Annotated in this window: 18 protein-coding genes; 11 read left to right on the forward strand and 7 right to left on the reverse strand. The window is 58.4% G+C overall.

Annotated features, from left to right (window positions below):
* Positions 1 to 299: 299 nt before the first annotated feature.
* Entirely contained in the window at positions 300 to 5,804 is a 5,505-nt protein-coding gene (locus AC1DCP_RS00400; protein WP_111799214.1) for a glutamate synthase-related protein, read from the forward strand.
* Complete coding sequence (locus AC1DCP_RS00405) at positions 5,801 to 7,567, forward strand: sulfite reductase subunit alpha (RefSeq protein ID WP_081308564.1); 1,767 nt, start codon at positions 5,801 to 5,803, stop codon at positions 7,565 to 7,567. Before AC1DCP_RS00400 ends, AC1DCP_RS00405 begins: the two co-directional genes overlap by 4 nt.
* A 19-nt stretch (positions 7,568 to 7,586) precedes the next feature.
* On the opposite strand, the gene AC1DCP_RS00410 is transcribed toward AC1DCP_RS00405, so the two are convergent.
* From AC1DCP_RS00410 to fabA, 5 genes are all read right to left on the reverse strand, one after another.
* The gene (locus AC1DCP_RS00410; protein WP_003514432.1) at positions 7,587 to 8,180 is read right to left on the reverse strand and encodes a TadE/TadG family type IV pilus assembly protein; all 594 of its coding nucleotides are present in this window, start codon (positions 8,178 to 8,180) and stop codon (positions 7,587 to 7,589) included.
* Complete coding sequence (locus AC1DCP_RS00415) at positions 8,177 to 8,773, reverse strand: TadE/TadG family type IV pilus assembly protein (protein ID WP_065688441.1); 597 nt, start codon at positions 8,771 to 8,773, stop codon at positions 8,177 to 8,179. The genes AC1DCP_RS00410 and AC1DCP_RS00415 overlap by 4 nt, the downstream gene beginning before the upstream one ends.
* A gap of 189 nt (positions 8,774 to 8,962) precedes the next feature.
* Positions 8,963 to 9,769, reverse strand: coding sequence for an enoyl-ACP reductase FabI (gene fabI, locus AC1DCP_RS00420; RefSeq protein ID WP_003514436.1), 807 nt, complete (start codon positions 9,767 to 9,769; stop codon positions 8,963 to 8,965).
* A 5-nt stretch (positions 9,770 to 9,774) separates the two neighbouring features.
* Positions 9,775 to 10,998: a beta-ketoacyl-ACP synthase I gene (gene fabB, locus AC1DCP_RS00425; protein ID WP_003514438.1), complete on the reverse strand. Its 1,224-nt coding sequence runs from the start codon at positions 10,996 to 10,998 to the stop codon at positions 9,775 to 9,777.
* A 75-nt stretch (positions 10,999 to 11,073) separates the two neighbouring features.
* Positions 11,074 to 11,589, reverse strand: coding sequence for a 3-hydroxyacyl-[acyl-carrier-protein] dehydratase FabA (gene fabA / locus AC1DCP_RS00430; protein WP_003514441.1), 516 nt, complete (start codon positions 11,587 to 11,589; stop codon positions 11,074 to 11,076).
* Between the two features lie 316 nt (positions 11,590 to 11,905).
* Here fabA and irrA point away from each other — a divergent pair, with 316 nt between their 5' ends.
* Positions 11,906 to 12,325, forward strand: coding sequence for an iron response transcriptional regulator IrrA (irrA, locus tag AC1DCP_RS00435; RefSeq protein ID WP_003507276.1), 420 nt, complete (start codon positions 11,906 to 11,908; stop codon positions 12,323 to 12,325).
* 622 nt (positions 12,326 to 12,947) lie between these two features.
* Here the strand turns inward: irrA and AC1DCP_RS00440 are convergent.
* Positions 12,948 to 13,586: a trimeric intracellular cation channel family protein gene (locus AC1DCP_RS00440; protein WP_003514444.1), complete on the reverse strand. Its 639-nt coding sequence runs from the start codon at positions 13,584 to 13,586 to the stop codon at positions 12,948 to 12,950.
* A gap of 77 nt (positions 13,587 to 13,663) precedes the next feature.
* Between AC1DCP_RS00440 and AC1DCP_RS00445 the strand changes: the two genes are divergently transcribed.
* Complete coding sequence (locus AC1DCP_RS00445; RefSeq protein ID WP_065688440.1) at positions 13,664 to 14,182, forward strand: hypothetical protein; 519 nt, start codon at positions 13,664 to 13,666, stop codon at positions 14,180 to 14,182.
* A gap of 12 nt (positions 14,183 to 14,194) precedes the next feature.
* Here the strand turns inward: AC1DCP_RS00445 and AC1DCP_RS00450 are convergent, their stop codons facing one another.
* Positions 14,195 to 14,905, reverse strand: coding sequence for a YoaK family protein (locus AC1DCP_RS00450; RefSeq protein WP_065688439.1), 711 nt, complete (start codon positions 14,903 to 14,905; stop codon positions 14,195 to 14,197).
* A 204-nt stretch (positions 14,906 to 15,109) separates the two neighbouring features.
* Between AC1DCP_RS00450 and AC1DCP_RS00455 the strand changes: the two genes are divergently transcribed.
* From AC1DCP_RS00455 to AC1DCP_RS00485, 7 genes are all read left to right on the forward strand, one after another.
* Positions 15,110 to 16,051 (forward strand): ABC transporter substrate-binding protein, encoded by a 942-nt coding sequence (locus AC1DCP_RS00455; protein WP_065688438.1) that lies wholly within the window; start codon positions 15,110 to 15,112, stop codon positions 16,049 to 16,051.
* A gap of 141 nt (positions 16,052 to 16,192) precedes the next feature.
* Positions 16,193 to 16,966, forward strand: a complete 774-nt coding sequence (locus AC1DCP_RS00460; RefSeq protein ID WP_003514452.1) for an ABC transporter permease — start codon at positions 16,193 to 16,195, stop codon at positions 16,964 to 16,966.
* Entirely contained in the window at positions 16,966 to 17,751 is a 786-nt protein-coding gene (locus AC1DCP_RS00465; RefSeq protein ID WP_013635262.1) for an ABC transporter ATP-binding protein, read from the forward strand. Before AC1DCP_RS00460 ends, AC1DCP_RS00465 begins: the two co-directional genes overlap by 1 nt.
* Positions 17,752 to 17,786: 35 nt before the next feature.
* Positions 17,787 to 18,524: a histidine utilization repressor gene (gene hutC / locus AC1DCP_RS00470; RefSeq protein ID WP_019564534.1), complete on the forward strand. Its 738-nt coding sequence runs from the start codon at positions 17,787 to 17,789 to the stop codon at positions 18,522 to 18,524.
* Positions 18,525 to 18,717: 193 nt separating this feature from the next.
* Positions 18,718 to 19,881 carry a tonB-system energizer ExbB gene (gene exbB, locus AC1DCP_RS00475; RefSeq protein WP_038489411.1) on the forward strand — a complete coding sequence of 388 codons (1,164 nt, stop codon included), beginning with the start codon at positions 18,718 to 18,720 and terminating at the stop codon, positions 19,879 to 19,881.
* A 6-nt stretch (positions 19,882 to 19,887) separates the two neighbouring features.
* Positions 19,888 to 20,373 carry a TonB system transport protein ExbD gene (exbD, locus tag AC1DCP_RS00480; protein ID WP_038489415.1) on the forward strand — a complete coding sequence of 162 codons (486 nt, stop codon included), beginning with the start codon at positions 19,888 to 19,890 and terminating at the stop codon, positions 20,371 to 20,373.
* Positions 20,370 to 21,296: a TonB family protein gene (locus AC1DCP_RS00485; RefSeq protein ID WP_038489418.1), complete on the forward strand. Its 927-nt coding sequence runs from the start codon at positions 20,370 to 20,372 to the stop codon at positions 21,294 to 21,296. The genes exbD and AC1DCP_RS00485 overlap by 4 nt, the downstream gene beginning before the upstream one ends.
* Positions 21,297 to 21,355: the final 59 nt, after the last annotated feature.

Raw genomic sequence — 21,355 nt, forward strand, 5'->3', positions numbered from 1 at the left:
CAATCATGAAATATTATGTAAGCAATACTGACGTAATTCAATGTGTCTCACTGCCGGAATTGCCGGCCATCAGGGAACGCAATGCGAACGATGACGATCATTATTTGCGAGAAAGCGGCCAATGCCGCCACGCCGTTTGGCGGCCGCAAAACGACCGTTCGCGCCATTAAACGCCGATAAGCAGAAAAGAAGAGGAGCAGCCAGGTCGCCTGCGGCTCCGCCCGCAGAGTGCCGGCTGACGCGCCGGGTTTCGGGAAAAGGGCGATGCCGCGCGGAATGCGCAACGAGAGGAGAGAACCTTGAGCGTGACGGAGCAAAAATTCGGCCTTTACGATGCGGCTTTTGAGAAAAGCAGCTGTGGCGTCGGTTTCATCACCCGCAAGGACGGCGTGCAGACGCATGATGTGCTGAAGCGCGGTCACGAGGCGCTCTGTGCCGTGCCGCATCGCGGCGGCATGTCGGCGGAGGGCGTGGGTGATGGTGCTGGCGTGTCGCTCGATCTTTCACTCTCATTTTTCCGGAAGCTGACGGACAACGATTCCTTGCAAGCCGGCCGGTTCGGCGTCGGCAATTTTTTCCTGCCGCAGAACCCTGCTTTTCATGACCAGGCGATCGGCATCATCGGCAGTGCTCTGGAGGAACAGGGCTTCTCGATCCTGCTCGTCCGCAATGTACCGGTGAATGACGCGGCCATCCGCGCGGCCGCCATTTCCTACCAATTGCCGATCCGGCAATGGGTCTTTTCGGCCCCAGCGGAATGCGCAACCCTTGCCGAGTTCGACTGGCGTATTCACAAGGCGCTGCTCGCTATCGAGGCGCTTGCCTATACTGCGCCGGAACTTGCCGGTTTTTATCCGCTGTCGCTCAGCGCACGCACGCAGGTTCTGAAAGGGCGTTTGAACTCGCATGAGGTCATGCCCTATTTCTGCGACCTGACCGATCCGCGCCATGAAGTGCATACGATGTATTTCCACACGCGGTTTTCCACCAATACGGATCCGCACCCCTCCATGGCGCAGCCCTTTCGGCTGATGGCGCATAATGGCGAACTCAACACTGACAAGAAGAACCGGCTGTCGGAAGCGGCCGTGGCGCTGGCGAAAAATGCAAGCATCATCCGGCCGAAGGGCCAGTCTGATAGCTGCCGTCTGGACCAGACATTGCAGGCGCGGGTGATGGAAGACGGTCTCGACCTCGTCACCGCCGTCGTCTCGATGATGCCGCCCGCCTGGGAAAACGACGACACGCTCTCGCCCGGCGTCAAGGCGATGCTGGAATATTTCTCGCTCTACGAGGAGAAGAATGACGGCCCGGCTGCGCTGATTTTCGGCGACGGCACCATCATCGGCGCGCGGCTCGATCGTCTCGGCCTGCGCCCGCTGCGGACCGTCGAGACAGACGATTATCTCTGCGTCATGTCGGAGGCGGGGCAGATCGCCTTTCCGGCCGAAAGCGTCATTCGTCGCGGTCGCATCGAGGCCGGCGGCATGCTTTATTACGACCACGCCGAACGGCGCGCCTTTTCCACCGTCGAGGCGCTGGAGCTTCTGGCGGCGCGGAGGGACTACCCGTCGCTATTGTCTGAAGCGCGCGTCATGCTTGCGGATTTGCCGGAGGTGCCCGCCGAAAAGCAGGGATCGCCGCTTCGATACAATGGCGATTTGGAACGGCATCAGCGTTATGTCGCCTATTCGCACAATCAGGAAAGCTTCAAGTTCCTGATGGATCCGATGCTGGCGTCGGGTGCTGAAAAAATCTCGGCCATGGGTTATGGCAATGCCATCAACGCGCTCTCCGATCAGGAAGGCGGGGTCGCCAAATATTTCTCGCAACGCTTTGCGCAGGTCACCAACCCCCCGCTCGACAGCATTCGTGAGGCCGATGGCATGACGCTGCGCGTGGCGCTCGGCGCAAAGCCGAATAGCGGTGCGAAAGCGGCCCGGCAGATTGTCGTGCGCTCCCCGATCCTGACCCATCTCGACATGCTGCGCATTCGCGAGCAGTCGGAGACGCCAGTTCGTCGTTTCGAGATGCTTTATACGCCGATCTTTGATGCTGCGATTGCCAACGAAGCGGCCTTGCGTCAGGCGATAGATGGCCTCTGCGGTGAGGTTGTGGCTTTCGCGGCTGAGGAGGGCGGTATTGCCGTCGTCACTGACCGGCACGTTTCGGCAGGTCGTGCGGCGTTGCCTATGATCATGGTCGTCTCCGCCATCAACCAGCGGCTGATCGAGGAGGGGCTGCGGCTACGCGTGTCCCTGATCGTTGAAAGTGGGCAATTTTCCTCCTCGCATCACATCGCAGCGGGCCTTGGTTTCGGGGCTTCGGCTGTCTACCCACTCGGCGTGCAGTTCCGTGCCGAGGAGAAATTTGGTGCCGATGCTGACAAGGCCTTCAAGCGTTTTGCCAAGGCGGCTGAAAAGTCGCTGATGAAGACCATGGGCAAGGTCGGGCTGTGCACGGCGGAAAGCTATATTGGCGGCGAGTTCTTCGAACCGAACTTCCTCGACACCAACGATCCTGTGCTGAAGCGTTATTTCCCCAATGTTAAGACCCCGGTCGGTGGCGTTACCTTCGCTGTCATCGCGCAGGCGGTGTCGGACTGGCATCGCAAGGCGCTGTCGGTAAAGGGTGAAAACGACATTCCGCTGCTCGGTCTCTTCAAGGAGCGCGCCGAAGGTGCTGGCCATTCCTATGGCACGACGGCGGTTCGCGGTTTCGTCGATATGACGGAGGAAAAGATCGGTTTCGACAAGGGAACCGACAACGAAGAGGCGCTACGTCTCCTGCCGCTCAACCGGCTGGAGGATGCTTTCGGCCTCAACGATGCGGCCTATTATCACAACAGCTTCGACCGGCTGACGCCCGAAGCAATCGACGCTTTCGAGGTAACGCCGGGTTACCGCGCCTTCGCACGCATGATGGCCGAAGAAAGGGCCCGCCGTCCGGCAGCCCTGCGTGATGTTCTGGAATTGCCGGCTGATGTGACCTTTGCCGGTTCGGCCGAAGAATTCCGCCGCGAGATGGGGCGCTTTTCCAGACGTGGCAACAACAGCTTCATGGTGCGCGGATTGCTCTGCGAAGGTGCGGGCGAAGGCGCGTTCCGGCTGCAATTGACCGGCCCGCACGGTCATGAGCTTTCCCGGCTTGCCGCACTCGGACAGTCGCTGCTCGATCGTTTCGGTGAGGATATTGCCGGCCATTGGCTAGAGGGCGGCGCGCTTCTGGTTCAGGCAAAGGGTGAAGCATTCACCTATCTGTCGCTGATCCGCACCGCACCTGACAGCATTGCGCTCGACGCTGTGCAAAAGGCGAGTGCGATCACCAAGACCCTCGCTTCGGGTGCGATGAGCCATGGCGCGCTGGTCGCAGCCGCCCATGAGGCGGTGGCGCATGGCACCAATATGGTTGGCGGCATGTCGAATTCGGGGGAAGGCGGCGAGCATATTTCCCGTTACGGCACCATCCGCGCCTCGCGCATCAAGCAGTTCGCGTCTGGCCGTTTTGGTGTCTGGGCGGGTTATCTTGCCGACCCGATGCTGGAGGAAATAGAGATCAAGATCGGCCAGGGTGCAAAGCCCGGCGAGGGCGGGCAATTGCCGTCCCCCAAGGTAACGGTGGAAATAGCCGCGGCCCGTGGCGGCACCCCAGGCGTCGAGCTGGTTTCGCCGCCGCCGCACCATGATACCTATTCGATCGAGGATCTGGCCCAGCTAATCCACGACGCCAAGGCGGCGCGCGTGCGCGTCATCGTCAAGCTCGTTTCGTCGGAAGGCATCGGCACGATTGCAGTCGGTGTTGCGAAAGCGGGTGCGGACGTCATCAATGTTGCCGGCAATACCGGTGGCACGGGTGCGGCCGCTGTCACCAGCCTCAAATATACCGGCCGCGCGGCGGAAATCGGCATCGCCGAGGTGCATCAGGCGCTTTGTGCCACAGGCCTTCGTGCCAAGGTGCTGCTACGCTGCTCCGGCGCGCACCAGACGGCGAGCGACGTGGTGAAATCGGCCCTTCTCGGCGGCGACAGCTTCGAGTTCGGCACCACGGCGCTGATGATGCTGAAATGCGTCATGGCGAAGAACTGCAACATCAAGTGCCCCGCCGGCCTCACCACCAATCAGGAAGCCTTCAACGGCGATCCACGCGCGCTGGCGCAATATCTCATGAACATCGCCCATGAAACCCGCGAGATCTTGGCCGCACTCGGGCTGCGCTCGCTGCGCGAAGCTCGGGGCCGCTCCGATCTTCTTCACCTCCTCGATCACCCGGCGAGCGTCGGCCAGCTTGACCTGCGGGCGATGCTTTCGGTGGTGGAGGAAGTGAAGATCGACAGCCCTGTCTATATGGAAAAGGACTTCGCGCTGGACGATGCCTTCATTGAACTGGTGCGCTCGGCTCTGATCGACAGCAGACGGGAAAACATCGAGCTTGGCGGCAACCGCTTCCTCAACAATTGCAACAAGAGTGTTGGCGGCCAGCTCGCCGTCGATATCGAGCGCATGCTGAACCACGAACTTTCCGACGAAGAGGCGGATGCGCTTCCGGCTGTGAAGCGGGATAGCCGTGGCCGCCGTTTTCTGGAGGCGGGTTCGGTGCGCATCGACACATCAGGTTCAGCCGGGCAGTCCTTCGGCGCTTTCTGCAATGACGGCATGGTCATGGTCCATACCGGTACCTGCAATGATGGCGTCGGCAAAAGCGCCTGCGGCGGCACCATTGTAGTGCGCTCCCCCGGTGGCGGTTCGCAAGATGCTGATGGCAATGTGCTGGTCGGCAATTTTGCATTGTTCGGCGCCACCGGCGGTCGCACTTTCGTGGAAGGGCAGGCGGGCGACCGTTTCGCGGTGCGCAATTCTGGTGCGACAGCCGTTGTCGAAGGTGTGGGCGACTTCGCCTGCGAATATATGACCAATGGCGCTGTGCTTAACCTCGGCAGTTTCGGCAAGGGTTTCGGCAACGGCATGAGCGGCGGCTTCGTCTATCAATATGACCCTTACGGCGATCTGCCGAAGAAGGTGAGCCATGATTCCATCCTGCTCGGCTCCATCACCGGCGAGGACGAACAGGCATCTATCCACAATCAGGCCGTTCACCAACTTTTGACCTGGCATGTCGACGAAACAGGGTCGGCCAAGGCCGCATGGATTCTGGAAAACTGGGAAAGCGAACAGCACAATTTCGTTTACGGCATGCCGCGCGCCCTGCTGCTTTATCAGGACAGCGACGAAATTCTGAAAGCCAAGCCCCGCAAGGAGCTGCTGGAGGAACTGGCATCCGCGCTTGCCGCCCATCAGGTGCGGAAGTTCAAGCTGGCCTATCGCGACCGCAAGGCCGTGTTGAACGGAACCGTTCCTGGTTATGGTGAGACGGATACGGAAGACATGTATGCGCTCATCAACAACTACACGGTTTTGAGTATGGCGCAGGCCATTGCTCTCCAACGGTTGCCGATGGCATCCGGTCCTTCCGATCCCGCCATCGAAAAAGCCGTGCGCAATCTCGTCCTCACGGAGGACTATGCGTTGATGCAGCGGCTGCTGAAATATGCGCGCGAGGCGCTTTCCGATCATGATGACGAGCAGCTTGCGGTGATGATCGCCGCCAAGCGGCTCGACGATTACAAGCAGGCGCTTGCGCGCCGTAACATCTGGTCGGTGGATAGCCCCGGCACCTATGGCTGGATCATTCAGCAGAACCGCAAAAACATCGAGAAGATTGGTCGTCTGCCGGGCTTTGAGGAGCTATTCGCGGCGCGTGCCATTCCCGACCTTGCCACCGCATCCAGCCAGAACAGGGCAGCATGATGAAGATACCTTACATTCCTCAAGATGCCCCTTTCAATGGCGACCAGCGCGCCTGGCTATCCGGCTTCCTGGCCGGGCTTCATTCCCGCGCAGCAATGGGTATGGACACATCGGTTGCCGCTGCCGCTCCCAAGGCGGCGGCCAGCGTGCTGAACATTCTCTTTGGCACCCAGACCGGCAATGCCGAGGCGCTGGCGATGGATATAGCCGACGCCGCCCGCGCCCAGGGCATGCAGCCTGTGGTGACAGCCTTGGACGATGTTTCCATGGATAGTCTGGGCGTCATGAAGCGCGTCATTGTCGTCACCTCCACCTACGGCGAAGGTGAAATGCCTGACAATGCCCAGCTTTTCTGGGAGGCCCTTTCCAAGGAGGCCGCACCCCGGCTGGATGAGATGAACTTTGCCGTGCTTGCGCTTGGCGACACCGGTTACGATGGCTTCTGCCAGGCGGGCAAGCTCATCGATACCCGCTTCGAGCAGCTTGGCGGCAAACGGATGAAGACGCGTATCGATTGCGATATCGATTTCGAAGATGTCGCCGCCAACTGGATCGGCGAGACCCTGCCACTCGCGCTCGCCATCGATGGTGGCAATAAGGTGGCGGTTGTGCCGGCGATCGCCGAGGCGCCCGCGCGGGCAAAACAGGGCTGGAGCCGCAAGAATCCCTATGCCGCGCAGGTGAGCGTCAATCGCCTTCTTTCCGGGCCTGCTTCGTCCAAGGAAATTCGCCACTACGAATTTGATCTCGGCGAAAGTGGTCTCGACTATGAGGCGGGGGATGCTCTGGGCGTCGTTCCCCTAAACGACCCGAAACTAGTGGGCGCGCTGCTCGAACGCTTCGGAGTGAGCGCGGATGGCGAAGTCGTCGGACTCGACCGTCCGGTCGGCGATGCGCTTCTCAATATGTTCGAGATATCGACACCGTCGCGTGAACTGGTCGCCGAGATCGGCAAGCGCGCAGGGCACGATGAACTCAGCCACATCCTTGCGAATGGAGACAGGGAACAGCTTGCCGCCTTTCTCTGGAGCAAGGATATTCTCGACCTGCTTAGTCTCGGTGAAAAACCCGTATTCGAGCTTGCTGAATTCGTGACTTTCCTGAAGCCGTTACAGCATCGCGCCTATTCGATCTCTTCCAGCCCTCTGGCCGCGCACAACAGCGTGCATCTGACAGTCGCCAGCGTGCGTTATCGCGCCGAAGGTCGCGAGCGTGGCGGCGTGTGCTCCACCTATCTCGCGGACCGGGTAGAAGCGGGGCAGAGTGCCGGGATTTTCGTCTCTCCGAACAAGGCGTTTCGCGTGCCTCAGGACAATGACGCACCTGTTATCATGGTGGGACCCGGCACGGGCATTGCGCCATTCCGGGCTTTTTTGCAGGAACGGCAGGCGCGGGGCGCAAAGGGCCGGAACTGGCTGTTTTTCGGCGACCAGCACCGGCAGTCGGATTTCATCTACGAAGACGAACTTGGAAAGATGAGTCGCGATGGCGTGCTGACCCGTCTCGATCTCGCTTTCTCGCGGGATCAGGCCGAAAAGATCTATGTTCAGACCCGTATGCGCCAAAACGGCAAGGCACTCTATCAATGGCTCGAAGAGGGCGGCCATTTCTATGTTTGCGGCGACGCGACCCGCATGGCGAAGGATGTTGACGATGCCCTGCACCAGATCGTTATTGACGAGGCGGGCATCTCTGCGGAAGCGGCAAGCGACTATGTAAACCGGCTGAAGCGCGAAAAACGTTATCTGCGCGATGTTTATTAGAGCAAAGCGCTGACGCGCATCAGCAATTGGAGCAGGTTATCTCAGCGTCGCGCTGCTTGAAGAAATAATCGCGTGCGATCGTGATCGATCTTACGCCGGACGAAGAAATATCTGGCATGAACATCAACAACTCATGCGGCACGGAAAGCTCGACGTGGATGAGGAAACTGTCCGCTACAAGCAAACGTGTGGGAACGGAGACTGGCGATCCCACCACATAGGGCCGCGCGTTTTTCTCGTTCCAGGACCAGGCGATAGTCGCCTGTTTCTGCTTGTCGATCTTGATGCCGCTGATCTTCAGCTGCAGACCCTTGGTGCTGTAAGGCGCAAAGACGGCAGCCGTTACGTCCTGCATGCTTGTCAGATAAGCCTTGTCGACGGAATTTGTTTTGGAGATCAGGTCGTTGATCGTTGCGGAGGCGCTGCTTGCCCGCTTGTAGGTATTATAGCCGATGGTGAGTTCGAAGGACGTCAGATAAAGCGCAAGCAATATCGGGAAGACGATCGCAAATTCTACCGCACCCACGCCACGGCGATCCCTTGCGAAGCGTGCAACGAGCGCGATAAAACGAAGTCGGCCGTTCGTGATGGTGGAAACAAGCCCTGCCATCATGAACCCCCGCTCGTGGTGTATTTCTCATTCATGAAAGCGTCGGTCGCGACAATGAGGAAATGCGACGGCATCGACCCGTCGGCTGGGCGTATTTTGGTAAGATATGGTCGGATGATATCTGCGACTACACGCCAGCGATAATAGACGCGCAGCATGTTGATCGTGTCTGGCCCACCCGGCTTGAAGCCGAATTGCGCCGTGTCGAGGTCGTAATATTCGCCGTTAGCTTTCAAGGGTATCGTAGTTGGAATATCCTTGAAGGCGGTGAAGGAGCGAAGGTCTATATAAAGCTTCTGTTCTTTTTTGATCTCATCAGCCGAGCAGGTGATAATCACCGAAACTTCGTTGCAGAAACTCTTGCGAAAATCCTCTTTGGAAATCGAACTGCTGATCTGCCCGGTGCGCAGACGCCTCGCCATCGTGTCGGTAGCATTGACGACCACTTGCTCCGCAATCAAGGCGATGAAAGTTTCGATGATCGCAAATACGACGAGGAAATAGGGAAGCGCCAGGATCGCGAATTCGATGGCTGCTGTCCCGTCACGCGAGAGCCCGAATTTTTCCAGCAATGGCTTCAATTTGGCCAGTCGCATATGTCGGTGTCGATCTTTAGAATATGCGGCAAGCGCAACCGTTGAATTTGTTGCGGACCATAACCAGCCGGTGTTTAAATTCAGTTACCCCGACGAGTTATACTTTATCAGTTCGCAAAAATGGCACAGGCTATAAACGCAAAAAGCCCGGCATATCGCCGGGCTTTTACTTACTGGAAAAACGATAGCTTATTCCGCATCCGCTTTTGAGAGAACCTCAAGGGTGGGTGTGGAGGTGATATTGTAGCCGCAATCCACGTAGTGGCACTCGCCGGTAACGCCGCGCGACATGTTGGACAGCAGATAAAGAGCCGATCCGCCGATATCGTCGATATCCGCTGTTCGCCGCAGCGGTGCGTTTTTCTGGTTCCACGCATAGATTGCGCGCGCATCGGAAATGCCGGCGCCCGCCAGTGTGCGGACCGGTCCGGCCGAGATGGCGTTGACGCGAATATCGCGCGGGCCATAGTCGGCAGCGAGATAACGCACGGACGCTTCGAGAGCTGCCTTGGCAACGCCCATGACGTTGTAGTTGGGGATGACCCGCTGCGAACCGTTATAGGTCAGCGTCAGCATGGATCCGCCATTCGTCATCAGTTCGGCGGCACGCTTGGCGATTTCCGTGAACGAGAAACAGGAGATGACCATAGTGCGGCTGAAATTCTCGCGGGTCGTATCCGCGTAAAGACCCTTCAGCTCGTTCTTGTCGGAAAAGCCGATCGCGTGCACGACGAAATCCAGCGTACCCCATTTTTCGCGGATTGCCGCAAAAAGCGCGTCAACCGAGGCGATATCCTCGACATCGCAAGGCACGATAAAGTCGGATCCGAGCTCGGCGGCGAGCGGCTTTACCCGCTTGCCGAGCGCCTCACCCTGATAGGTGAAGGCGAGCTCTGCGCCCTGCGCCGCAAGAGCCTTGGAGATACCCCAGGCGATAGAGTGATTGTTTGCGACGCCCATGATGAGGCCGCGTTTACCCTGCATGATGCCGTTCATGGCAATTATCCGTTATGACGCTGAAAGACCAGCGTGGCGTTGGTGCCGCCGAAGCCGAAGGAATTGGAAAGGATCGTGTCGATCTTGGCATTGTCGATGCGGCTGCGAACAATCGGGACGCCCGCAAATTCCGGATCGAGTTCGGAAATATGCGCGCTCTCGCCGATGAAGCGTTCCTGCATCATCAACAGGCCGTAGATCGATTCCTGAACGCCTGCTGCGCCCAGCGAGTGGCCGGTGAGGGACTTGGTCGACTGGATATGCGGGATCTTGTCGCCGAAGACTTCCCGGATCGCGCCGATTTCCTTGCTGTCGCCAACCGGCGTCGAGGTGCCGTGGGTGTTGATGTAGTCGATATCGCCCTTGACGGTGGAAAGGGCCTGACGCATGCAGCGGATCGCGCCCTCGCCGGAAGGAGCCACCATGTCGTAACCATCCGAGGTTGCGCCATAACCGACGATCTCGGCGTAAATCTTCGCGCCGCGCGCCTTCGCATGTTCAAGCTCTTCAAGAACCAGTACGCCAGCACCGCCGGCGATCACGAAACCGTCGCGGTTGACGTCATAGGCGCGGGAAGCGAGGTTTGGCGTCTCGTTATATTTGGACGACATCGCGCCCATGGCGTCGAAGAGGTTGGACATGGACCAATCGAGGTCTTCATGGCCGCCAGCAAACATCACGTCCTGCTTGCCCCACTGGATCATCTCGGCGGCGTTGCCGATGCAATGCGCCGATGTGGAGCAGGCCGAAGAGATCGAATAGTTGACGCCGTGGATCTTGAACCAGGTCGCAAGTGTGGCCGATGCGGTCGAGGACATGGCCTTCGGCACGGCAAACGGGCCAATACGCTTCGGGCTGTTGTTCTTCAGCGTGATATCGGCGGCTTCGACGATGGTGCGGGTGGAAGGACCGCCCGAACCCATGATGATGCCGGTGCGCTCGTTGCCGCTGATGTCGCTTTCCTCGAGGCCGGAATCGGCAATCGCCTGCTTCATGGCAACGTGGTTCCATGCGCCGCCCTGCGAAAGGAAGCGCATGGCGCGACGGTCGACCAGTTCGGTCGGATCGAGAGACGGCTTGCCCCATACCTGGCACTTGAAACCGTGTTCAGCAAAATCCGGTGAAAATGAAATGCCGGATTTGGCGTCGCGCAGGGATGCGGTGACTTCGGCGGCATCACCACCGATGGAAGAAACAATGCCGAGGCCGGTGACAACAACTCGTCTCATGAAATGGACCTTTTCTTAAGATTTCGGCTGGACGACCGAAGCCGCCCGGCGTTTGCCAGGACTATTCCGTCCGCTTCAGGCGGTCTTTTCCTTCGACAGCCCCACACGAAGGTCCGTCGCTTGATAAATGGTTTCGCCGTCTGCCTTCAGCCATCCGTCTGCGGTACCCAGAACGAGACGTCCGCGCATCACACGCTTGAAGTCTATGCCGTACTGGAGGAGCTTCGTCTCCGGGCGAACCATGCCCTTGAACTTGACTTCGCCGGTGGAGAGCGCCATGCCGCGGCCTTCTTCGCCCAGCCAGCCGAGGAAGAAGCCGGTCAGCTGCCACATGCCGTCAAGGCCGAGGCAACCCGGCATGATCGGGTTGCCCTGGAAATGGCAGGGGAAATACCAGTCGTCTGGGCTGACATCGTATTCGGCGCGGATGAAACCCTTGTCGAACGCGCCGCCGGTTTCGGAAATTTCGGTGATGCGGTGAACCATGAGCATGGGAGGCAACGGAAGCTGGGCATTTCCCGGACCGAACAATTCGCCGCGTCCGCAGGAAAGGATCTCCTCGTAATTGTAACTTGATTGCCTCGTTGCCATACCGCTTTCACTTCCTCAATCACTGGTGTTTATCGACTTCACTAGAGCAAGTTAGGTTCAAAATGAAGCGCTGCAAGGGCAGAGGCCATTATGCCCCCATTCTTTGTCTTCGAACCTTCTTTAGAGAAGTCATTACCTCAATATGCCGTCCGCATACAGGAACCATCCGGCAGGAACCAGAGGAAATTTGCAAGAATGGCCGGTTTGCAGCCATTTGCGACACTCGGCGACGCTGAAACTATTGAAAGCATTCACCGCAAAAGATATATGCTATTGCAATTGATGGGTTTCACCCCTGTGTTTGGAATGGGATTGCATGGCATTTGACGCCACATTGGATATCGGGACGAGGCTGCGGCGCTCGGGGCTGCGCCCCACGCGCCAGCGCGTTGCTTTGGGCGATCTTCTTTTTGCAAAGGGTGATCGCCACCTGACGGTCGAGGAGCTGCATGACGAGGCGGTGACCGCCGGCGTGCCCGTTTCTCTCGCGACGGTATACAACACGCTGCATCAGTTTACCGAAGCCGGCCTGATCCGCGTTCTGGCCGTCGAAGGTGCGCGCACCTATTTCGACACCAACGTGTCCGACCACCATCACTTCTTCGTGGAAGGAGAGAACGAGGTTCTCGACATTCCCGTCAACAATCTCCAGATCGACAATCTGCCAGAGGCGCCCGAAGGCATGGAAATCGCCCATGTGGACGTTGTCATTCGCCTGCGTCGCAAGCGCGGTTGAAGCTTTTACCCTATCACGGAATGTAAATGGCGCCCACGGGTGCCATTTCTGTTTTCAGCGCTCATTTCTGTGGAATGTTTCGATGGCTTATGCTTTCGGCTGAGGCAGAACTTCGCGCCGAAAGTATTAATTCTTCTTCGGTTCACAACGTTCCCGTGCGATCAATTTTTTCCGTAAATTATCTTATGTAGTTGTGTTGAGTTTCAAAGTATTTTATAAGAAATTTTCTCTATTAATAGCTTATTTTTTGGATTTGTATTTTATGAAAATAGCAAAAAAAATTCTACTTTAGAAAAAAGAGAAAAAGACACAACAAATTACTATAAATTATTCAATGGTGGAGATCAAATCAAAGGAGTTTTTAATGGAATTAATTTAATATTGTCGCTTTTCATTAAAAAAAACAAAAATAATACTGATGAATAAATATAATACAATGCAAATATAGGGATGTAAACTACGAACTGGGTAGCGCACGCCGTAGTCATGTGCTGTCTTGTAGAGACGAGGAAAATGATGCTTAATTTATGGGTTTGGTATTATCAGCGCTGGAGTTGTTTCCTATCTAGAATTTAAAGGGTCACCGCAAGAGTTGGCGCGACCGCCATAGGCGTAAGTTATATTACTTCAATATATCTTCAGGCCGTCTGCCGGGCTTGCCCTTGTAGGGCGGAAAGGTCCATCCGAAGATCAACGCTCCGGACCGGACACCGAAAGCCGTCAATACGCCGATGCCCGACGCGACATAAAGCGGCGCGCCGAGGAAATAAGCGCCGGTGAAGATGGAGGCCCCCAAAAGCGCGCAGGTGATGTAGATTTCCGGGCGCAGCAGCACGGACGGTTCTCCCGCGAGAACATCGCGCAATACGCCGCCGAACGTCGCTGTCAAAACGCCTGTCACGATCGCCACGGTTGCGGAGCCGCTTGCAGCCAGACCCTTGGCGGCTCCCATGACGCAATAGGCTGAGAGGCCGACGGCATCGAGCCAGATGAGCACCCGATACCGGGATTCGAACAGGTAGGCGGTGAAGAAAAGCAGGACCGCAACCGATACGCAGACCAGAATATAGGTCGGGTTCAACACCCAGAACACGGGCGCCCTGCCCAGCACGAGATCGCGCACCGTGCCGCCGCCGATCCCGGTCGCGGCGGCGAAAAACAGGAAGCCGATCAGGTCGAGCTGCTTGCGTGAGGCGGCCAATGCGCCGGTTGCGGCAAACACGGCAACGCCGGCATAATCGAGAAAACCCAGCAGTGTCATGGAAAAGGTCCCCCCGGAAATTTGGATGCGTTTGCGTCAGTGTCGCGCAAGCACGGAACTCTAGGCTGGCCGCCCGGATGATCGCAACATCCATAAACGAAACGGATGCAAAGGAAAATGCCGTGCGAATCGCTATCGTTGCCGCTCTTCAGGCGCTGGTCCTCTTGATGTTTCCGGTCGCGCTGGCGGCACAGCAGCAGCTGGTGAACGATCCTGAGATCTATGAGAAGGATCATTTTCGCAAGGAGTGCAAGACGGCTGGCTTCGGCGATGATTTCATCACCAGACTGGATATCAACAATGATGGCCTGATGGATGCCGTCGTTAATCACGGCGTGCTGGATTGCGATGGCGAAAAAGGCCGCAGCTGCGATGACGAAGGTTGCCCTTACAATTTTTACGTCCAGGTCAAAGAGGGCGGATATCTGATGATCGCGACGGCCCGGATTTACGGCTACGATTTCATCAAACGTTTCGGCAACATGGTCTTCGTACTGAAGATGCACTCGCGTTATTGCGATCGAACCGACAAGGAAGCCTGCCTGATGACGGTGCGGGTGCGCGGCACGAAATTCGTCACCATCTCACGCAAGTGACGACGCAGTCCGTCAGGGCGCGATGCGCCTGATCCGGACCCTTTGATTATAGCGGTGGCGAAGCGAACGCGGAATGACGAGTGTGGCGATGGCGACCGCAAAAACGGTTGCCGCAACCACCCACAGGGCATCGTACTGTAGCATGGCGCCCAACACCGCCCCGCAGATTGCGCCGCTGATCATACCGAGCCAGGGCACGATTTGGATGCCCCAATCGAGGCTTCGCTCCCCCAGAAGATAGCGACCGATGCCACGGCCAAAACGGGAAAGGGCGCCGGTCACGTAGGTGAGGCCAATAGGCAGCCCCTCAATATGCTCGACGGCAGCGTTGACCATCCCCATGGCGAAAACGACAAGATAAAACTGCGCCAGGGCGGAAGCATCGCCGCGCAGCAATGCGGCAATCGCCACCAGCGACCCGACGGCCATGAGAACGGCAAAGATACTCCGGTCGAATTTATGCGCGACCACGATACCGCCAGCGTTGCCCGCCACGAAAGCGATGATCGCGAAGAGTAGTTTCGCCGCATGGGAATAAACGCCAGCTTCCACCGAAATGGCCGCGCGGGTGGTGTTGCCGGTCATGAAGGAAACGAAATCGCCGGAAAGATGAAGACCCACCGCATCTGTCATTCCGGCGATGAATGAAATGGCGGCGACGAGCGCAATGCCGGTGCCGGTGCGCCTTGCCCTGATGATGTTACGGCGTCTCTGTCTTGTCATGGAAAGCTCGATATGGAAAACAGCGGGCCGATGCGCCGGGCTGTGCTATCCTATGTCTAGAATGCCGGGCGGCTTGTTTGCAATCTTTCTGGAAGCGTTTGAGCGCCTCTATTTTGTCTAGACAAATGTAAAATCCCTGCCTAGCATGCCTCAAATAAAGCGAAAAAAATATCGCACAAAAATAAATCAAAAGGGGTTCCGATCATGAAAAAAACATGGGTTGTCGCCGCAATCGCGACGCTTGTTTCATCTGCTTCCGCCTATGCCGAAACATCGGTTACAATAGGCATGTCCGGCTGGACCGGCTTTGCGCCACTGACGCTTGCCAAGCAGGCCGGCATTTTCGAAAAGAATGGCCTCAAGGTCGATATCAAGAAGATTCCGCAGGCAAGCCGGCATCTGGCGCTTGCTTCCGGTGACATCCAGTGCGCCGCCACCACGGTCGAAACATGGATCGCGTGGAATGCCAACGGCGTGAAGTCCACCCAGATTTTCCAGATGGACAAGTCGCACGGAGCCGACGGCATTGCGGTGCGCAGTGATGTTGCAAAGGTGTCGGACCTGAAGGGCAAGACGGTTGCCGCTTCTGCACCGGGCACATCCCCCTATTTCTTCCTTGCCTGGATACTGAAGGAAAACGGCCTGACCCTGAAGGACGTGAAGGTCGTCAACCTTGAGCCGGGACCGGCCGCGCAGGCATTCGTCGCCGGCCAGAATGAAGCCGCCATGACCTATGAGCCTTATCTGTCCACAGTGCGCGCCGCACCGGACAAGGGGAAAATCCTTGCGACGACGCTGGATTATCCCGCCGTCATGGACACGTTCGGCTGCACGCCGGATTTCTTGAAGGCCAATCCGCAGGCGGCAAAAGCCCTTGCGGACAGCTATTTCCAGGCGCTCGAGCTCATCAAGACGGACCCTGCAAAATCCTATGAGACCATGGGAGCGGACGTAAAACAGACGGGCGAGGCATTCGCAGCTTCGGCGAAATTCCTGGAATGGCAGGACAAGGCCGCCAACCAGAAGTTCTTCGACGGTGAATTCAAGACATTCTCCGAAAAATCGGCTGATCTGCTTCTGGAAATCGGCGTGATAAAATCGAAACCCGATCTTTCGACACTCGCGGACACGTCCTTCATCAAGTAACAGAAGCAAACTGCTGCTTTTCCTTCGGGGATTATTGCAGCCAGTGAGAAGCCTTACAGCGCCTGTGCGTCACGGATGACGTACGGCGCCTAGATGGTGCGGCGATAGAGTGCCGCGCCCGTTTTCCGGACAGGCGACAGAATGCAACCTCTTCAACCCATAAAGAACAGCACGCGGATTTTTCTCGGCATTCTGTTCTTCGTGCTTTTTTTCTCCGCCTGGGGCTTTGCCACGCTCGGCGGTTTCGTATCGCCGACCTTTCTGGCTGACCCGATCACCATGCTGAAGGACGGCATCTATCTGCTGACCGATCAGGGATTTGCCAGCGATATCGGCATGACGATCTGGCGTGTTGTCGGCGGCTTCGTGCTGGCCTCGCTCGTTGCCGTACCGGTCGGCATCGCCATGGGCGCTTACAAGCCGGTCGAGGCGCTGCTTGAACCCTTCGTCTCCTTCGCGCGCTATCTTCCGGCTTCCGCCTTCGTGCCGCTGCTTATTCTCTGGGCCGGCATCGGCGAGATGCAGAAACTGCTGGTGATCTTCATCGGCGCAGTTTTCCAGATCATTCTCATGGTTGCCGTGGCGGTTGCCGGCACAAGACGCGATCTGGTGGAGGCTGCCTATACACTTGGCGCAAAAGACCGGGGCGTGGTCCGCCGCGTTCTCATTCCCGCCAATGCGCCCGATATTGCGGAAATTCTCCGTCTCGTCCTCGGCTGGGCCTGGACCTATGTCATTGTTGCCGAGTTGATCGGCGCGTCGTCGGGCATCGGCTATATGATAATCAACAGCCAGGCGCTGATGGCGACCGGGCAGATCATCTTCGGCATCATCGTCATCGGTGTCATCGGACTTATTTCTGACTTCGCGTTCAAATCGCTGAACCGGAAGCTTTTCGCCTGGAGGCTTGCCTGATGAGCGAACTCGTTATCAAAGGCGTCAGCCGCACTTTCCCCGGCGTTCAGGGCGGCCAGCCAACGCTGGCCTTGCAGCCCACGGATCTGGAAATCTCCCGCAACGATTTCGTCACCATTCTCGGCCCGTCCGGATGCGGAAAGTCGACCTTGCTGCGCATCATCGCCGGTCTTGACCGTCCAACGACGGGTGAAGTCCTTTTGTCCGGCCGGGCAGTGACAGGGCCGGGGGCGGATCGCGGCATGGTGTTCCAGTCCTACACGCTGTTTCCGTGGCTAACGATCCGGGAAAATGTCGCCTTCGGTCTGCGCGAGCGTGGTGTGGCCGAGAAGGAAAAATGGGAGATCGTCGACAGCTATATCGACAAGGTTGGCCTGCGCGGCTTCGAGAACCATTGGCCGAAACAGCTGTCCGGCGGCATGCAGCAGAGAACAGCCATCGCTCGCGCTCTGGCAAACGGCCCGAAGATCCTGCTGCTCGACGAGCCTTTCGGCGCACTCGACAACCAGACGCGCGGGCTGATGCAGGAATTGCTGCTCGGCATATGGGAGCGCGAGCAGAAGACCGTCATTTTTGTGACGCATGACATCGAGGAGGCGGTGTTCATGGCGTCGCGGGTTGTGACGATGTCAGCGCGGCCGGGGCGCATCAAGTCGATCATGCCGGTCGACCTGCCGCATCCGCGTCACTACACCGTCAAGGCCAGCCCGGAGTTTTCGCAGCTACGCGCCAAGTTGACGGAGGAAATTCGCAGCGAGGCGATTGCCGCCGCTGCCCATGGATAGTTGATCCATAGAACCGGGAGGAAGGAAGCATCGGTATGAGGAGTACAGGCGCCGATCTTCAGGAAAAATCACTGCACGAGCGCATCCGCAACGATGTCGAGCGCCACATCATGTCGGGCGAGTGGCCGCCGGGGTACCGTATTCCCTACGAACACGAGATGACCCGGCAATATGCCTGCTCGCGCATGACGGTGAACAAGGCGCTCGGCGAACTGGTGCAGCGCGGCCTTATCGAGCGCCGCCGGCGTCTCGGCACTTTCGTTCGCCAGCCCCATGCGCAATCGGCCGTGCTGGAAATCCACGATATCGAGCGGGAGGTGCAGGCCCTCGGCCTCGTTTACGGTTACCGTCTCGACAGACGGCGACTGCGCCCTGCGGGGGAAGAAGACGGCGCGGCCATGGCGCTTGCCGCGGATGCCTCAGTTCTGGAACTCACCTGCACGCATTTTGCCGGCGGCGTTCCCTTTTGCCTCGAGGAACGCATCATCAATGTCACCGCCGTTCCGGAGGCTGAGGCAGCGGATTTTTCACAGATCGGGCCGGGCACTTGGCTGCTGAAAATGGTTCCCTGGAGTGCCGCGGAACATCGCATCAGCGCAGTTTCCGCTGATCGCAAAAATGCGACCGCGCTCGGCATTGCTTCCGGTGCGGCGTGTCTGGTCATCCACCGCCGCACCTGGCACGGAGCGGATTATGTCACCAGTGTTCGGGTCACCTATCCCGGCGACCGACACGCGCTGGTGGCGCAGTTTTCGCCTTCGCAAAACACCTGAAGACCGCAGGTCGGTCAATTTTTTGTAAAGAAGAGTTTACGGGTCGTCTTTTGGCAATATAATAGTTGTCAAAAGAACTCAGGTTTATTATCGGAACGTCAAGCTTTCACGACGGCATCCGTTCATGGCCCCGGTTTTAATGAACCGGTCAATCTGCGGATGAGTTCATCGACGGAAATCCGGGATAAAAATTATGTCAGCTGAGACCTCAACTTCTTCCGCGTGCTTCACCAGAGCAAACAAAACACGGCATATCTCACTTGCCATGACGGTCACTTTGCTGGCCGGCTTGAGTGCCGGAGCGGTTTTTGCTCAGTCGGCATCCGAGACCCAGATCCAACCAGCACCTGCACCGGCAACGGAAACGATGCAGCCCGCGCAGTCGCCGGCTGAGACGCCGAGCGCTCCGGCAGTCCAGCCTGTGCCGCCTTCCGCTGCCGCGCCCACACAGCCCGCGCCGGCCCAGCCTGCGCCCGCCGCAAGTAATCCCACGCCGGCAGCCGAAGGTGTTTCACCGCAGCCGACACAGACGGAGCAACCCGCTCCGACGAACGGTACGGCAGCGCCGAACGAGGTCTCCACCCCGGTTGAACCGGTAGTCGCCGAACCCGCAAGTGCCGGACATCGTGCTGATATCCCGCACAACCTGTCTCCCTGGGGCATGTTCATGGCGGCAGACTGGGTCGTGAAGGGCGTGATGATCGGTCTCGCTTTTGCATCGCTCGTCACCTGGACGGTCTGGGTGGCGAAGTCTATCGAGCTTGCCGGTGCACGGGTGCGCGCCGGTGCGACACTAAAGGTTATTCGCAGGGCGAAAACCCTGAACGAGGCGACTGAGGCCGTCGAAAAGAAGGGCGGGCCGGCAGCGCTGATGTTGCGCATGGCAACTCACGAAATGCAGCTTTCCGACGCGGTGGTCGAACACACCGACGGCGGCGGGATCAAGGAGCGTGTCTCCTCGGCCCTGTCACGCATTGAAACCCACGCCGGTCGCCGCATGTCGCGCGGAACGGGCGCCTTGGCGACCATCGGCTCCACCGCTCCCTTTGTCGGTCTGTTCGGTACCGTCTGGGGCATCATGAATTCCTTCATCAGCATCTCGGAATCGCAGACCACCAATCTCGCCGTCGTGGCACCCGGCATTGCCGAGGCGCTGCTTGCCACGGCAATMGGCCTTGTTGCTGCTATTCCAGCGGTGGTGATCTACAACGTCTTCGCCCGCTCGATCACGGGATACCGGCATTTGCTGGCGGATGCCGCAGCCGGCGTGGAACGCCTCGTCAGCCGTGACCTCGATTTCCGCCGCATTCCGCCGGGCAGCAGCAGCAAGCCCGCAGTGTCGTTGGTTGGGCGGTGATCGGTCATGGCTGGCGGTATTCGCGAAAATAGCGGAGACGATCTCTCCGAAAACCACGAAATCAACGTCACGCCTTTCATCGACGTGATGTTGGTTCTGCTCATCATCTTCATGGTTGCTGCACCGCTGGCGACCGTGGATGTGAATGTCGATCTGCCCGCATCCACCGCCAAGCCGGCGGAGCGCCCGGAAGAGCCGCTTTATCTGACCGTCAAGGATGATCTGTCGCTCAATCTCGGCAATGATGCGGTTGCCCGCGAAGCCCTGGCAGCGGCGATCGACCGGCAGACGAGCGGCAAGAAAGATACGCGAATTTTCCTGCGCGCCGACAAAGCCGTCGACTATGGCCACTTCATGGAAATCATGAACCTGCTTCGCGATGCCGGATATCTGAAAATCGCTCTGGTAGGGCTGGAAAATGCCGCTGCGGCAACGCAGCCAGCCGGTGCCGTTCCGCCCGCCGCGCCTTCAGTTCCAGGAACCGCGCCATGACTGAAAACGGCTACCCGCAGTCCCGACATTCCCGCCTAGGGGAAGCGGCGTTGTGGTCCGCCGCAGCACTGCTCATGCTGGGCGTTCATGCGGGTTTTGCCTATTACCTGATGCAGGAACCAGAGGAACTGGATGCCGGCGGGCCGCCGCCTGCCGCAATCATGATCGAAATGGCGGCCATACCGGAAGCCGTCAACACCGAGGAAACGACGCCTGCGCAGGACGTTGAAGATGCCGAAGAGGTAAAGAGCGACAACAGCCAGCCGGTAGAGGAAGTCACCCCGGAGGAGCCGCCGCCGCCTGAGCCGGTTGTGGAAACGCCGCCGCCGGAACCCGTGCAGCCGCCGGAACCGCCGGTCGAGGAGATCGTCGAACCGCAGGAAATTCCCGAACCGGTGGAGCCGATCGATCCCGTGCAGGAACAGATGATGGCGGAACTCGAAAATGTCGAGGTTCCCTTGCCCGTCATCCGGCCACCGCCGCCGCCGGTCGAAAAGAAGGTGGAGAAGAAAGAAACGGACGACAAGAAGAAGGTCGAGCGCCAGCGCCCCAAACCGCAACAGGCATCGGAACTGCGCGAAACGGCCAAGGCCGAGACACAGCAATCCGACCGGACGGCGGCATCGCGCAACAATGCCGGTTTCTTCTCTTCATCCTCCGCCTCGCCGGCAAAATGGGGATCGAAGGTTCGCTCGCATATCCAGAGGCGTAAGCCCCGCTCGCTTCGCAGCGATGCGATGACAGCGACCGTGCGGTTCCGGGTTAACGATACAGGCGCCATCAGCGGTGTCAGTGTGGTGCAGTCCACTGGTGATTCCTCCATCGACCAGCAGATTGCGGCCTGGATCCAGAGCGCGTCACCCGTGCCCGCGCCGCCACCGGATGCAAATAAGACAATCACCTTGCCGATCAGCATCCGCTAGATCAATTCCAAGGCCACGTCGCGGTTCTGCTGGAATAAGCTCTTGCCTGGCATGACGCC

Source organism: Agrobacterium sp. 10T429, from assembly GCF_056393925.1.

Excerpts from the sequence above, each read along its gene's own strand:
- AC1DCP_RS00485 (WP_038489418.1), top strand. The coding sequence starts at position 20,370 with ATGACTGAAAACGGCTACCCGCAGTCCCGACATTCCCGCCTAGGGGAA.
- AC1DCP_RS00405 (WP_081308564.1), top strand. The coding sequence starts at position 5,801 with ATGATGAAGATACCTTACATTCCTCAAGATGCCCCTTTCAATGGCGAC.
- AC1DCP_RS00410 (WP_003514432.1), bottom strand. The coding sequence starts at position 8,180 with ATGATGGCAGGGCTTGTTTCCACCATCACGAACGGCCGACTTCGTTTT.
- AC1DCP_RS00450 (WP_065688439.1), bottom strand. The coding sequence starts at position 14,905 with ATGACAAGACAGAGACGCCGTAACATCATCAGGGCAAGGCGCACCGGC.
- AC1DCP_RS00415 (WP_065688441.1), bottom strand. The coding sequence starts at position 8,773 with ATGCGACTGGCCAAATTGAAGCCATTGCTGGAAAAATTCGGGCTCTCG.
- AC1DCP_RS00445 (WP_065688440.1), top strand. The coding sequence starts at position 13,664 with ATGATCGCAACATCCATAAACGAAACGGATGCAAAGGAAAATGCCGTG.
- AC1DCP_RS00460 (WP_003514452.1), top strand. The coding sequence starts at position 16,193 with ATGCAACCTCTTCAACCCATAAAGAACAGCACGCGGATTTTTCTCGGC.
- AC1DCP_RS00465 (WP_013635262.1), top strand. The coding sequence starts at position 16,966 with ATGAGCGAACTCGTTATCAAAGGCGTCAGCCGCACTTTCCCCGGCGTT.
- fabB (WP_003514438.1), bottom strand. The coding sequence starts at position 10,998 with ATGAGACGAGTTGTTGTCACCGGCCTCGGCATTGTTTCTTCCATCGGT.
- AC1DCP_RS00455 (WP_065688438.1), top strand. The coding sequence starts at position 15,110 with ATGAAAAAAACATGGGTTGTCGCCGCAATCGCGACGCTTGTTTCATCT.
- exbD (WP_038489415.1), top strand. The coding sequence starts at position 19,888 with ATGGCTGGCGGTATTCGCGAAAATAGCGGAGACGATCTCTCCGAAAAC.
- irrA (WP_003507276.1), top strand. The coding sequence starts at position 11,906 with ATGGCATTTGACGCCACATTGGATATCGGGACGAGGCTGCGGCGCTCG.
- fabI (WP_003514436.1), bottom strand. The coding sequence starts at position 9,769 with ATGAACGGCATCATGCAGGGTAAACGCGGCCTCATCATGGGCGTCGCA.
- fabA (WP_003514441.1), bottom strand. The coding sequence starts at position 11,589 with ATGGCAACGAGGCAATCAAGTTACAATTACGAGGAGATCCTTTCCTGC.
- hutC (WP_019564534.1), top strand. The coding sequence starts at position 17,787 with ATGAGGAGTACAGGCGCCGATCTTCAGGAAAAATCACTGCACGAGCGC.
- AC1DCP_RS00440 (WP_003514444.1), bottom strand. The coding sequence starts at position 13,586 with ATGACACTGCTGGGTTTTCTCGATTATGCCGGCGTTGCCGTGTTTGCC.